The 14976-nt window shown below is 38.9% G+C and carries 14 protein-coding genes; all 14 read left to right on the top strand.

Annotated elements, in window-relative coordinates; genetic code table 11:
• Positions 1-280 precede the first annotated feature (280 nt).
• The 14 genes from HEN21_RS21695 (at position 281) to HEN21_RS21630 (ending at position 14962) form a co-directional block, all read left to right on the top strand.
• Positions 281-850, top strand: coding sequence for a hypothetical protein (locus HEN21_RS21695; protein WP_001107207.1), 570 nt, complete (start codon positions 281-283; stop codon positions 848-850).
• A complete protein-coding gene (locus tag HEN21_RS21690; protein ID WP_077628656.1) occupies positions 732-2645 on the top strand; it encodes a terminase gpA endonuclease subunit in 1914 nt (637 codons plus the stop codon). Before HEN21_RS21695 ends, HEN21_RS21690 begins: the two co-directional genes overlap by 119 nt.
• A 10-nt stretch (positions 2646-2655) precedes the next feature.
• Entirely contained in the window at positions 2656-3147 is a 492-nt protein-coding gene (locus HEN21_RS21685; protein WP_001018975.1) for a hypothetical protein, read from the top strand.
• Entirely contained in the window at positions 3147-4643 is a 1497-nt protein-coding gene (locus HEN21_RS21680) for a phage portal protein (protein ID WP_000468155.1), read from the top strand. The genes HEN21_RS21685 and HEN21_RS21680 overlap by 1 nt, the downstream gene beginning before the upstream one ends.
• The gene (locus HEN21_RS21675; RefSeq protein WP_176251909.1) at positions 4591-6447 is read left to right on the top strand and encodes a phage major capsid protein; all 1857 of its coding nucleotides are present in this window, start codon (positions 4591-4593) and stop codon (positions 6445-6447) included. The genes HEN21_RS21680 and HEN21_RS21675 overlap by 53 nt, the downstream gene beginning before the upstream one ends.
• A 13-nt stretch (positions 6448-6460) precedes the next feature.
• Positions 6461-6781, top strand: coding sequence for a hypothetical protein (locus HEN21_RS21670; RefSeq protein ID WP_001215689.1), 321 nt, complete (start codon positions 6461-6463; stop codon positions 6779-6781).
• A gap of 1 nt (position 6782) precedes the next feature.
• A complete protein-coding gene (locus tag HEN21_RS21665; protein WP_001196758.1) occupies positions 6783-7178 on the top strand; it encodes a hypothetical protein in 396 nt (131 codons plus the stop codon).
• A 12-nt stretch (positions 7179-7190) separates the two neighbouring features.
• Complete coding sequence (locus HEN21_RS23205) at positions 7191-10826, top strand: tail fiber domain-containing protein (RefSeq protein ID WP_176251910.1); 3636 nt, start codon at positions 7191-7193, stop codon at positions 10824-10826.
• Between the two features lie 72 nt (positions 10827-10898).
• Positions 10899-11075 (top strand): hypothetical protein, encoded by a 177-nt coding sequence (locus HEN21_RS21655; protein ID WP_001352477.1) that lies wholly within the window; start codon positions 10899-10901, stop codon positions 11073-11075.
• 261 nt (positions 11076-11336) lie between these two features.
• Positions 11337-11627: a hypothetical protein gene (locus HEN21_RS21650; RefSeq protein ID WP_000770672.1), complete on the top strand. Its 291-nt coding sequence runs from the start codon at positions 11337-11339 to the stop codon at positions 11625-11627.
• Between the two features lie 65 nt (positions 11628-11692).
• Positions 11693-11992 carry a hypothetical protein gene (locus HEN21_RS21645; RefSeq protein ID WP_001053118.1) on the top strand — a complete coding sequence of 100 codons (300 nt, stop codon included), beginning with the start codon at positions 11693-11695 and terminating at the stop codon, positions 11990-11992.
• A gap of 50 nt (positions 11993-12042) precedes the next feature.
• Positions 12043-12390, top strand: a complete 348-nt coding sequence (locus HEN21_RS21640; RefSeq protein WP_151329335.1) for a hypothetical protein — start codon at positions 12043-12045, stop codon at positions 12388-12390.
• Positions 12377-14593: a hypothetical protein gene (locus tag HEN21_RS21635; RefSeq protein ID WP_176251911.1), complete on the top strand. Its 2217-nt coding sequence runs from the start codon at positions 12377-12379 to the stop codon at positions 14591-14593. The genes HEN21_RS21640 and HEN21_RS21635 overlap by 14 nt, the downstream gene beginning before the upstream one ends.
• A 66-nt stretch (positions 14594-14659) precedes the next feature.
• Complete coding sequence (locus HEN21_RS21630) at positions 14660-14962, top strand: hypothetical protein (protein WP_286192511.1); 303 nt, start codon at positions 14660-14662, stop codon at positions 14960-14962.
• Positions 14963-14976 lie beyond the last annotated feature (14 nt).

Here is a 14976-nt window from a genome sequence, read left to right as displayed (position 1 = left end):
CATATGGATAAGTCATTGCGTACTGGGGTAAATACATCTTATAGAGTATTAATATGGTTTATTACTGTGAATACTGTAATGGAGTAAATCATTTATTTTCATTAGTAATAGGTACTCCCGAAAATCTGGGTGATCGTGGAGTTTTCGCCGCGAATTATAAAAAATATCTATGAAATTTTTTCATAAGAACACGCAAGATCGATAGCTAAAGTAATAAGTACCGAAACATATAGAAAATACCAATCAATGGAAAATGAATAAAAAGTGAATAGGAAATCACATGGCAAAAAATAAAGACGATGGAACCCGCTATACTTACACCGAGATCGCGGAAAGATTCGGCGTAGAAATTAGTACCGCTTCGCGTATCTGGTCGGGGAAAGGATTAGATATCAACTGGCCTAAAAAATTAGTTGATCAGTGGTTACTGGCGAACGTAATCGAACCCATGCGTAATGGTGATGTAAAAGGAATGATTCATAAAGCCACACTACGCAAACTAGAAGCAGAAGCAGACCTAAAAGAATTAGAACTACGCCAGCAATCAGGCGAACTAATTCCCGTGGCAGTAGTACAGCAAACATTAGCCCAATACTTCTACCAACTACGACAAGTAATTAGAAGTATTCCCGCATCAAGTTATGTTGAACTATTCGAATCACAAGACGCATTAGAATTAAAAATTAAATTACAGGATAAGATAGACCGCCAGTTAGAAGAGATTGGTAGCTATGAATATGAGGGAACATATGAAGAACAACTACCAGAAGATGATGAAGGTACTAACGAGAGCGGCGAAATCAATCCTACCGCCGAAGAAACAACTACCAGCGGAATGGGTAGAGAATAACCTAGTCTTTCCTGATGGCGAGCTACAGGGGCAACGTGTCAAATTATTTGAGTTTCAGAAAAAGCCCTTGAATGACATAGTAAATCCTCGCATCCGTAAAGTGGTGCTCATGAGTAGTGCACAACTTCTCAAAACAACTGTACTTCAGAATAGTATGTACTACTTCCTAGCTAATGATCCAAGTAACATGATCTTCGCAGGTGCTACTGGTGGTACTACAAGTAAGTTCCGTACTGGTAAATGGCAGGCAGTCATCGAAGCATGTCCGGTACTAAAAAATCTAGTTAGTAATAAGAATGATAAGAACTTTACGAACAACGATAAGACACAACAAAACTTAGATGGTACTTTTACCTACTTCCTAACATTAGGTAGTAGTGCCCAACTTCGTGGCTTGAGTTCGCCTCGTGTCTTCCTTGACGAAATATCCAATATTGATCCGAATGGCGATGAAGGCAATCCATTAAAGTTAGCAGAACAGCGTACAAAGGCTTTTAGTAATCCCCTTATTATGTGTTGTTCTACTCCCCTTGATGAACATGACTTAATTACGCAACAGTACGAACAAAGTAATAAACAAAAGTTTTATGTACCGTGTCCACACTGTAACCACTCTCACGAATTAGTTTTTGATAACGTTAAGTTTGACTGGAAGATTATCGAAGGTGGACGCCGCCGTATTCCTGATGCAGACACTGCAAGGCTAGAATGTCCTAAGTGTAGTAATGTAATCACTGAAGCCGAACGTGTACGAATGATTCGTAAAGGGGTATGGATTGCAACAGCCCCAGAAATATTAGATATCATGGGCTATCATGTATCTCGCTTATATTCTCCAATTAACTCTATCAAATCAATTGTTGCAGACTTTGCAGAAGCACATTATACATTTGACCTTGCATCATTTTATAATAACGTACTAGGACTTCCATATATTGATAAAGAGAATAGCGAACATGACTTAGTATTATTAGAGAATCTAAGAGATAGTGAAATTGATATTGATAATATACCAGACGATGTACTAGGAATTGTGATGGGAGTAGACCAACAGTTAGACCGTCTTGAAATAACTACATTAGGAGTAAGTGAAAAGAACCTATACGTACTTGATCATCGTAGTATCTATTCAATTGACTGTACTAAAATCGAAGCCCCAGCATGGAATAAGTTAACGGCCTTTGGTAATCATCCATTTAAAACACGTTCGGGTAAACCATTGAAGGTACTGGCCGGATTTGTCGATAGTTCGAACGGTAACGCAACCAGTACCGTATATCGTTTTTGTTCTAACTCTAATATCTTTAAACCTATTAAGGGTGGTACATCCAATACTAACCCACTATTCAAAGGTAGTACGGCTGGTGGTCACTCCCTGATTAACCTAAATGTTAACTTAGGTAAGACTAACGTTAGACAGTTGTTAAACCGTGCTGTATCAGATAATGAAAATAGTAAGGAAGTACAGATACACTTTAGCCATTCAGTACCGGATGATTACTTTATACAGGTAACAAGCGAGAAGCGAGTAATAAAGGCTGGTGCGTGGGTATGGGTGAAGAAAATTAGTAGTTCGAGGAATGAAACTTTGGATTGTCTTAATTACTCGCTTATATGTTTCCAGTGGTATCTTTCTAAATTGGGTAGTCAACCATTCCGACAACTAAGGGAATTTAACGCCAAACAAAAAGAGAAAGCAGGACTAAATAAAGAAGTAAATACAGAAGAAGCACCAACTAAGCCAACTCCTAAGCGAGTAATAAGGCCGCGTAAGGGTGGTGGTTTCTTTAAATAAGGAAAATAAAATGGCAATAGTTCGCAAAGTAACCCTAAGAGGCGATATCTTTAAAGGCGAGACTATTACATTCGATTACCCCGCAGGATCAGAAGTAGACCTAATCGATCCTAACGGGGTAAAAACTTCATACACATACCCTTTCCCAGCTATTGATACTAGTAACTGGGATGCAGGGGTCTGGACTGCAATTATTAACAGTACCGTAGCGTATGGCGTACAACAATTCGAAGTAATAGATCCAACTTCAAAGGCGTCCGAATATAACGACCTGATGCAAATCATTAAAGATATTGATCAGATCATCATGGACAGAATTAAAGGCGGTGGTGTACTAAGTCAATCAATCCAAAATAAATCATTAACATATGAAAGTAGTGAGATTCTAATGAAACTACGCCCTGTTTATGTCAGCCGTGCAAATGATTTACTATCGGATATGAAAGGCTTTAATACTGGATGCCCTATTAAATCAATTACTACATTTAGGAGATCCCGCTAATGTTCGGATGGAATAAAAAGAAAGTAGAAGAACCTAAGCAGAAGGTATTAGTACAGAAGCCTATCAAGCTAATGAAGAATAACCCTATGAAGCGTGCAATGTCTTCCCTGAATCTAGGATCTTCCAGTCCTGTTATCTCCTTCGGTTTCACGGGTGGTAATCAGGCAGGTAATATTAACGCTATCATTAACCGTACTCTACCGGTAATGGTCGCCGTGAGTCGTGAACTCTCAATTAAGAATGGTATTGTTAAAAAATATGTTTCTACTAACTCAGCAGGTGTAACGGGTGCAGATGGTCTTTATATTCGCCCTTGTACTCACTCTTCTGATAGTGAACAGGTTAACCAGTCAATCGATAAACAATTAGAAGATGCATTCTATGCATGGTCAGAAGATCCTAAAGCCTTTTCACGTTGCGGTACTCTGGATATCAGTACCTTTCAGCGACTAGTAGAACGTACTCGTTCCGTAGATGGAGATTGTTTCATCCGTATTCATAGTCGTCCAGGTGAATTACCACAGATTGAGATCATCGATTCAATGCGTATCTCTACCTATGAGAACCAGCTACTACCATCAGGTAACTATATTAGTAATGGTATAGAATTTGATATTAATACTAACCGCCCTGTAGCGTACTGGATCACACGATATAATCCTATCATGTACAACTATATGATTGAAGAACGTGAACGCGTACCAGCAGACGAGATTCTACACCTGTTTCAACAGGACTACCCAACACAGCAACGCGGGATACCTGATGTACATTCCGGTACTGAAAAGTTAAAAGAGTTAGAGGAATTTATGGCGGCAGCAATTACTTCCCGTAAGGTTGCAGCGTCCGCAATGGCCTTTATCACTAATCCAGATAATGACGATGTACAGCTACTGACTGATGACAGTGTTTCATACTATGACCAGGACTATTTAAATCCGGCTGCAATCGTAGAACTACAGGCAGGTCAGGATATTAAAACAGTAAACCCATCTCAGACTACTGACGGGATTCAAGAGTTTATTGATAACCAAATGATGATGATTGCAATGGGCTTAGATATTACAAAACAATCCCTAACCTCAGATACTAGTAATGCTTCATTCAGTGCTGCAAAGTTAACTGATAAATTACAGCAATCAACATTTAAAAGCCGCACTAATGCTTTAATTGTTTCTGTACTAAAACCGCTTTATATTGCATGGTTAAAATCTGCAATGCTAAATAGTAGTACATTAAGCAATTTAAATTTTAGTGATTTTAATAAATTGACTCATGCACAATATGTACAGACTCGTCAAATCTCCCTTGATCCATATAAAGACCTACAAACCGAAGTATTAGCAATTGATAACGGTTTGAAGAGTAAGGCTATGGTAATTTCAGAGATGGGCTATGATCCTGTTATCGTCATGGAAGAAATCAACAAGGAAAATAAAGAAAATGGAATTGAACAAGAACCAGACGAGGGCGATCAATCTAACACAAATCAATAATGCCATTGATGAAGCTGATAGAACTGTAGAACTCTCATTTGCAAGCGAAATTCCAGTAGTACGCGATATTAAAGGGACTCTCTATAATGAGATCCTTTTATGCAGTCCTGAAAACGTAGACTTAAGCCGTCTTAATGACGGTGCACCTGTACTAGTAGAACATGATGCAATGCGTCAGGTCGGTATAGTTGAGAATGCCCGCGTAGATATGGATAAAGTATGTCGTGCTACTGTACGTTTTAGTGCACTTGGAACAGCAAATACTATCTTCGGTATGATCTTAGAAGGTATTCGCCCTAAAGTGTCCGTAGGTTATAACATCTTAGATTACTACCTAGATGGTAATAATCTAATTGTTTCTAAATGGCAACCATACGAAGTATCCAGTGTTTCGCAGCCAGCGGACAACACCGTCGGCATCGGAAGATCACTAAATAGTAATGAAGAAATCACACTAGAGGATCTACCCGAAATGGAACAAGAACAAAAAGAAGAACTAGTACAGGAAGTTGAAGTTATTAAGGAAGTACAGGAAGAAGAAGTACAAGCCGAAGTAATCGAAGAAGAAGAAGTAGTTCAAGAAGAATCAGTAGAAGTAGTAGAAGAACCAGAAGTAATTGAGGAAGTACAGGAAGTACAACCTGAATTAGTAGAGGAACGTTCTATTGCCGTAACTGATATTCAGGAAAGCATAAATAAAGAAGTAGAAGCAAATCGTATTCGCGAACTTCGATCTATTTCTTCGGTACTAGGTGTTAGTACAGAAGAAGCAATTAAAAACGGTGTAAGCGTTGAAGACTTTAAACGCTCACTAAATACAGATAATAAATCAATTGATAAGGATATCAAAAAAATGGAAAAGAAATCTCTAATTAACGAAGGTCTACGCAGTCTAAAAGGTGAAGCACATGATCTAGAATCCTTCGAAAAAGGTGCACGTGGTTATAACGCAGACCTAAACGCTATGGTACGTTCTACTGACGATACTACTTCTACTGTAACCGCCGCAGGTCTAGTAAAAGAAGAACTAGCAGACAGCTATATTCGTCAACTACTCGCAGCTACTGTACTAGGTCAACTACCAGTAACCGTATTTGGTGGGCTTGCAGGCCGTGGTAACTTCTCTATCCCACGTGCAAAAGGTATGACTCCAGCAGCTAAATTCTACAACGAAGATGAAGCAGTTACCGACGGTTTCGAAACTTTCGATAAAATTACACTTAAGCCTCGCATGTATGCTGCGGGTATTAAAATCACTAAAGCAATGCTACTAAGCAACGCAGCTACCGAACGTTATGTTACCGATGAACTACTACGCCAATGTGCTAACGGTCTAGAATCAGCAGTATTTGCACAAATCGCTACTACCGTTCCAGTACAGCAAACTGGCGTATCTGGTCAAGTATCCGAAGCAGACGTACAAAAAGCAATTGAAGCTATCTCCTCTAAAAACGTTGATATCAATCGTTGTGTGGCAATTGTCCATCCTTCTATGCTAGCAAAACTACGTCAAACCGCTGTACTTAATAACACTGCCGCCGTCGCCCTTGTGTCCGGTCATCGCTATGACATGTGGCTCAATGACGAGATCCGCGTGTTGGAGTCTACGTTTGTAGGTAGCGACACCATTCTAATTGGCGATTTTTCTGAACTAATTTTCGCTAACTGGAACGAAGGTCAGGAACTAGATTTTGATGATACTACTTACCGTGCAGCTCAAACTATCGCAATCCGTAGTTTCCAATACCTAGATGTGGCAATCGCTCACGAGGAAGCATTCGTACAACTACAACTAAAAGCATAAGGTACTTTTTACTATGAGGCATTTTACTAGCAATCAAATTGATTCTACTTTCTTAAATGCCTTTGGTGAACCTATCACAATTAACGGGGCGAGTTTTACGGCAATCGTAGATCATCGCCTCGTTGTCGTTGATAGCGGTACTGAAGGACTAGTAGAAAGTACAGAAACATTTCTATCAGTAAAAACTGATGACCTATCTACTTACAGTATCGCTATTGATTCCGAAGTAGGCGTACAGGGTACAAACTACACTGTATACAATATCTATAATGATTTGAGTGGTATTTGTGAAGTTTACATAAGACCATCTACAATTAATAATTACGGGTGGTAATATGGCACTATTAAGCGACGTACAGAAGACAATTAGAACTAGCCTTAATAATATCATGCCAATACGTAAGGCAATGAATATTCAGGCAGGTAAAGACCTATTCATCTTAGTATCAGTAAATCAGACATATTCACCAACTAACTTTGGTACACAACGCCAGACAGGGACATTTGATTTTCAATTTCTCCTAGTACCGGAACCATCAGTACAACTTCCGGCTGATACCTTCGGTACTATTTTCGAATACTTCCGTACTAATACTATTAAAGAGTTTAAAGATAATAACGTCACTCTACTTTCTTATGAGTTTCAAGATAGCGAACAGGTAACAGATCCAACTACTGGCTATCAATCGTTATCGTTTGCAATAAATATTGTAGCAACTCAAAAACCATAAGGAATATAGATAATGAGTGATAATATTTTTACTGGTAGTGGTTTTAAACTCTATTATAATGATGATATTGGGAACCAGATTCCCGATAACTCCGGCAACGAACAGATTAATGAACTGGCAGAGATGCCATCATTTGGTATTAAAAGTGAAGTACAGACTATTGAAACTTATAGTAGTGGTTATTCAGAGAAACTACTAGCAGAGCAAGACATCGGTAATATTGAAGTAGTAGTAAACTATCTACCAGATGATCCCGGTCATATGTTCTTAGATGAAGCGACCGAAAGTCAGGATGAATTCCAATTAACAATGATTTATAACGTCGAAAATGATGTAATCAGTTATTCGATGGTCAATGGTAAGATTCAATCAGCTAGCCTATCAGGTGACAAAGACACAGTAGTAACCAAAACTTATTCATTCGTACCTACTGACGTTATTATGCGTGATGGAACCGCTGTACTCAGTACCCCACTAGTTGTTGGCTCCTATGGTGTCGGCTCTAATGGTGTAGACGTAGCTCAGTACCAACCAGACCTACCAGATGGTAACAGCTTTATTAAGATTCCTTCATCACAAGTCGGCAACCCTGCCGGATCTGATATGATGGGTATTGGCCTAATTGATATGGGTACATTTTCTAGTCTTGCAATGACTAAATCTGGCTCATTGGCAATCTATGCAAAGAACCAGAATACAGCATGGCAACGTATCCTAACTAGTGGTCTAGGTGATTCTAAGTACGTAGCATTAACTGGTGACCAAACCGTAGCAGGTAATAAAACCTTCTCAGGTGATACAAAGGTTAATAGTCTTATTTCTACAAATGGTATTAGTGGTTTAAGTCTAACTGTAACTAATAAGATTAAAGGTAGTGATATTGAAGTACAATCCGCTATTTTAGGTGCAGCGGCAGCAGATACCCTAACACTAGGTCAGGCATTATCTGTAAGTAATGGCGGTACTGGTGCGAAAACAGCCCCATTAGCACGTAAAAACTTAGGTATTAGTGAAACTGCAACCCTAGACGTTATTCCGATTGCAAATGGCGGTACTGGTGCAACTACTCTTGCACAGGCTCAAGCTAACTTAGGTATTGTTACCAGTACCGAACAAGATGGCAAATACTTGATTAAGTCTAGTAACCTATCAGATTTAACTAACGTAGCAACAGCACGTACTAACTTAGGTCTAGGTACAGCAGCAATTAGAAATACTGGTACAAGTGGTGCAAATATACCTTTGATGAATAGTAATAATACATGGTCTGGTACTAATGCATTTAATCTTGCATCATTTAGATCAACGGCAGCTAACCCGCTATTGATTGAAAGTGCTACACCAACAATATCATTTTCACAAACTGATACACCAATTAATAAGGCAATTTTAGTATTAGATGGTAGTACATTCCGTGCACATGAAAATACTACGGCTGGTGATAATATCTTTAATTATAGCTTTACTGATAAAACTATCACTTTTAATAAAGTAGCTCTATCAAATGCATTACCTGTTAATAGTGGCGGTACTGGTGCAACAACCCCAGCAGCAGCACGTACTAATTTAGGTACATTCTATGAGAATAACACACCATTAACTACCGAAGACTTAAACACATTAAACGGTACTAAATCTGGGATTTATATGCAAACTATGAATTCTAATGCAACTACTGCCCGTAACTATCCAGCTACTATTGCAGGTAGTCTACGTGTTTATCAAACCGCAGCAAATAACAATAATAGTTGTATTCAGATTTATACTGCATATGATTCGGCTAGAACATGGAAACGTGTATACAATGGGACATCATGGACAGCATGGAAAGAAGACAATGTAGCAAGTAAGATCACTGGTATTATTCCAATTGCAAATGGCGGTACTGGTAGTAATACAGCAGCAGGTGCACGTACTAATCTTGATGTACCAGCAAATAGCGAAGTATTCCTCAAGAAAGATAACCTAGCAGGTATTGAAAACAACGCCGCAGCATGGTTAAACGTTCGACCAGTTGGTGCTACTCCCCTTGCGAGTGATCCAGTAAATGACTATGACGCAGCTACAAAACGTTGGGTAGAAAACCTTGTATCTACTGGTACTACTGGCCCAACAATGAATGGTGTAATGAACTATGGCGTAGGATCTTTTAGACTACAAGATAGCCGTACTTTTACTCAACCATACGATGTTTTATCTGATGGACAATTACTAAAACGTGCTGATTATCCAGATCTCTGGGCTTATGCACAAATGGTATCACCAATTCCTGATGCTACCTGGGTGAGTGACTATCGTCAACGTGGTAAGTATTCTACGGGTGATGGCTCAACTACATTCCGTGTACCAGACCGTAACGGCGTACAATCTGCTTCCGTAGCTGGTCTATTTGCCCGTGGTGATGGTGGCGGTGTATTCAGTACCGGTACAGTTGCACAATCAGGTCTACCAAATATTACGGCATCATTAGGTTTTCACGGATCACAAGCTAACGGTACTGGTAATACTGCGTTATCATCAGTTGGTGGTGCATTTTCTTCAAATAGTCCACAGAATGGTTATTCATTACAGGAAAGAAACACAGCCGCACAATCACTAGGATCTGCATTATTTGATGCATCACGTGCTCACGCAGTATATGGACGTAACACTACAGAAGTAGTACCAAACCATTTCGTCGGTGTATGGGTAATTCGTGCAACTGGTAGTTTTCAGGCAGCAAATACTTCATGGTCTGTTATTAATGGTGATACTACTTTACCTCCTGTCAGTACCGTAGTATCTGGTGGTGATATTATTTCAGAATATAAAGTTGGTACTACATCCCGTTTAAAAGCAACATTCAATACATTTGAAATTGTTGGTGGTGGATTAAAAGATAAAGGTGCACGTATTATTACTCCTGGTAATATGTCATATCGCTTTACAGATTCTGGTGAATTAGGACTTCCACCAAATGCTACAATTACTTCTGAAAATAATGTATTAACTTTAGGTGCTCCCGTAACTTATCTATCTGGTGGTCTACAAGCGGCACCAGGTAATACTATCATGGTTAGACAAAGCGAACGTAATGAAGTAGGGATGAAAAACGAAGTAGGATCAACTAATCCAGAAACTTACGTTAATAGTGTCTATGGTAACTGGTATAATGGTGTATGGGTACTAGGTGGTGTCCGTGGTGGCTCAACTAACTTAGACCGTGCACAATTAAACGTACAATCTGGTACTGGTGCTTATGCTTCCTATCTCTTCGGTACTGATGGTGTAGCACGTTGTCAACAGTGGTTAAACACTTCCGATCTACGTGTAAAAGAGAATGTAGTACGTATTAGTAAACCATTAGAAAAAATGCGTAAGATTCAAGGTGTATCCTGGACTCTCAAGACTAATGGATCTACTGGTCATGGCTTTATTGCTCAGGAAGTTGAAAAAATATTCCCATCGGCAGTAGTAAAAAGTCATGATATGGAACTACAGGACGGTACTAAAGTAAAAGACGTTAAAGCGGTAGATACTTCTGGTGTAGCGGCAGCATTACACCATGAAGCAATCCTAGCACTAATGGATAAAGTTGAAGACCAACAGAAAGAAATTGATGAACTACGTGCAGTCGTAACACAATTACTAAATGCACAGAATAAATAAATAAACCAGTAAGGGAGTAATTCCATAAACTCCCTTACTATCAAATTAAATCTTTATAAGGAAATAAAAATTATGGCTATGGATATTATGTCAGGTGCAAACCTAAAAGTAGAAGTAGGTACAAGTGCTGGTAACGTACTAGCGACCGACTTTAAAGAAGTTCCCGAAGTTGCTAGCTTTACTACTTCTGGTTTTGAATCAGTTGTTATTGATGTAAAAACTTTTAACTCAGCTTATAACCGTGGATAAAATAGCGGCCTATAGTAGTAATACTATTTGAATAACTCCTCTAATTGCTGGAAACTCTTATTATTAAGTTAAAGACAATCAGCAGCGAAGCCATATTATATGGAACGTTCAACGACTAGCCTAAAGGCGTAGGGATTAAGTAATCTCGAAATGGGGAGAATCCGAAATATCGGATTGTGATATAGTCTAATCTGTATAGAAATATGCAGCAGTCATAAAGACCGATGACGATGTAGTATTAACGCCACTACGTGAATAAAAATGAAGTTGCTCGGCACAAAATCGATCCCAGACATTGAACTAAGTGTTAACTATCTTGCGGATAATACAGTACACCAACAATTAGAGACTCTCGCAGACGAGCAGAAACGTTGTCAGATTCGTCTAAGCTATTATACAGACGCAACTCACACTACCGGTTTCTATGTTGTTTATACTTGCTTTGTTAGTTCTACCACTATTGACGGTGATAAAGATGAAGTAGTAACTAAATCTTTCAACCTAGCTGTAGACGGTGCAGCCGTTGAAGCAGGTACTCTACCTTCTCTATAAAATAAATAAGAGTGTTAGCTTATGGTTAGCACTCTATTTTTTTAACTTTAATAAGGAATATAATAATGAATCTACAAGACGCACTACAAAAACTATCTCCAAAAAAACATGCTTTCACTATCGAAGGAGTGGAATTTTTTATCCATCGTGCACGTACTCGCGATCTAGATAAACTTCATAATCCAATTACTACTATCACTGTATGTACCTGTGATGAAAATGGTGATCCAATCTTCAGTACCGAAGATATCGAAGGACGTATTAATCTAAATGCTCTTGATTCACAAATTATCAATCAGATTATTGATGCAATCATGAAACTATATGCGACAGAAGATCCAGTAGACCATATTGAAAAAAAATAATTGAGAATCACGACCTACGCACATATCTAGAATTAATCTGTACTAGGGGAATGAGTATAAAGGAATTAGATGAAATTGATCCTGATTTGTTTCAAGCAATTGAAATATATAAGACTAGGATGAATACTAAAGCCGAAAAGATGCAAATGTTATACCATTCCCATAGTTGCTATATGATGGCAATGTATAGTCAAGGATTATCTAAAGACTACAAAAAAGACCTTTCCTATAAAGATTTTGATTTTATGGATATGCTCGATGATTCTCTAACTACAAAAGAGCGTAAAGAAAAACGCCTAGCAGATAAAGAAAAGAAACAGAATACGGATCTTAAATCATTAGGGGAAGTTATAAAATCAATGGCAACAAATAAAGGTAAAGGTAATGGCAAAAAATAACGATAAAATTAGAGTAGAAATAGATGGCGATAGCTCAGGGCTATCTAAATCACTACAGCAGGCAGAAAATAAAATAGATGCCTTTGGTAAGAAGGCTGGCGGTAATATTGGTGGCTTTGCTTCAAATACTGCTAGTGTATTTGGTCAACTATCAACGGGTATTGCGGGTGTTGCTGCCTTATCCGTTGGTGCTGGTGCTGCCGTAGCAGGTCTTGCACTTAAATTAAATGGCGTAGTAAAGGAGTTGAATCAATTATCATCTCAGTCGGGGATGTCTGTAACTCAATTACAGCAATTAGATAAAACGTTCCGTACTACTGGCTTAGGAATGGAAAAACTCGCAGATATTAACCAGGATGTAATGGAAAAGATCGGTGATGCAATGAATTCTGGCGGCGGTGAATTTGCCGCAGTTATGAAAGATATGGGACTGAATATCGAAGAGTATGCAAAGTTTGTTAATCAGCCAAATGGCGGTATCCAGGCAACATTACATCTAATGGATACAATGAAAAAGGCAAATATACCAATCGCTCAACAGATCGCAGCACTTGAAGCGATGGCGAGTGATGCAAGTCGTCTACGTACTGTATATTATGAATTGGGAAGTAGTCAGGCAATATTAAACGATGTAGCTAATCAAACTGTATCAGTCACTGAAGATATGGCAGAAGAATACCATAAGTTTGACCAGAATCTACAGAACGCAAATGATTCAGGTCAGGCTTTACTTATGGATTTTATGTATCCAGTAGTACGCGAGATGAATGCTTTATGGGACTGGTTTAATAAAGGCTGGGGTACATCTGACTTTATGAAGGCAGTTGATAAACTCAATCAAAAAGGTGTCACTCCTTCCGGTATGTCATCCAGTCAATTAGCATCATTAGGGCAGAATAGCGACGTATCAGCAGCAGGAAAGGCCAATGATAACGTAGCATATAACAAATCAGTTGATGACTTCCTGGCAGCAAATAAGAAGGCTGGCGACATTGCATATAAACAGCTCATAGAAAAGAAAAAACTCTTTGATAAGACTCGCAAATCTGAAGAGGATCAAGCAAAGGCAGCACGCGATAAGGCAGCACGTGAGGCAGCTACGGCAGCAGCCAAAGCAAAGGCACTACGTGAGAAAGAAGCTAGAGAACGTATTCTCGCACAACAATCATTAGATAAAATTTTAGTAGACCAGACTATCGGTACTAATGAGCGTCAATTGGCAGAATTTGAACGCCAACAAAAAGAAATTGTTGCGACTATTAGGAAGACTGCAAAAACTTTAGGACTATCAGACGAGAAACTACGCCAGCTATTAAATGATCAAGTGGCAGCAGGTGCAGCAAATAGACTACAGATGATTAATCAAATGGTTGGTTATTCCAATCCAAATGAGACTACTAATCAGCAAAATATGTTATTAGCTAGTAAACAAGTTAGTACAGAAGGGCAAGCATTCTTAGGTAATCAGATTGATGAAACTTATGGTGTGGATAATACACAATATAAGTTAGACCAGATGAATGAAGAACGAGAAGCAATTCTACGCCAGAATGATTTACTAATTCAGGATAAGGAAACATTTGAAAAACGTAAGGCAGCTATTACGGCACACTACGCAGAGAAAGCAATACAGATCCAGAACCAGGAGGCTATGAAAACTCTCGCTATATCTTCTGATGCAATGTCACAAATTGGTAACGGTATGGCGGCGGCCTTCGGTGAGTCATCCGCAGCGGCTCAAGCAGCATTTGCAGTACAGAAGGGAATCACCATAAGCATGACCATCATGAAGATTCAAGAAGCACTAGCAGGTGCTTTAGCAATTCAGCCGTGGTACATGGCTATCCCACAATATGCAAAAATTGCAGGAATGGGTATGTCTATCATCAGTACCGCAAAGGGTGCTAGTGCTGGTCAGTTCCACGGTGGTGTAGATGAAATACCCGCTAACCTGAATAATAAATCCTTTATTCTCAAAGAGGGTGAACGTGTAGTTCAACCAGAAGCCAATACTAAGCTAACCCGTTTTCTAGATAGACAGGAATCAGGCGGTGATAATACTTCCGGTGCTGGTGAAGTTGTAGTTAATGCCCCTATGTATGTTTACGGTGCAGATAATGATCAACAATTCCAGGAGAAACTAAAGAAACATAAAGACAGTATTGTACAGGCCGTTCGTGATTCACAACGTCGTAACTCATAATATAAGGGGGAATTATACCCCTTTATTCGTATAAATATAATAAGAAATCTTATAAGGAATTTAATAATGATTAACTTTACAAATGCAATTAAAGTATCAAACGTGAATCTAAAGAACGTGCAACCAATCTATGAGCATCAAGCCTGGAGCGGTAAAAAGTTACAACGTGCAACAGGTATACAATACTATGAAGTAGAATTTACTCTCACCTATAACGTAAAAGATCGTCGAGAAGTTGATAGCTTCCTAGCCTCATATTCACTAGGTAAACCATTCCAGATGGACTTAGGACACCTATCAACCTATACAGGTGCACAAAATACCACAGTGGATTTGCCCCTATATTTCCAGACACCTGTTATCACTTAACCCATTACTGGTCC

Origin of the sequence: Escherichia sp. 93.1518 (genome assembly GCF_013368915.2) — a bacterium.
GTDB classification, from domain to species: Bacteria; Pseudomonadota; Gammaproteobacteria; order Enterobacterales; family Enterobacteriaceae; genus Escherichia; species Escherichia ruysiae.
Note: the sequence above shows the minus strand (reverse complement) of the source record. Positions and strands in the feature narration are given on the sequence as shown.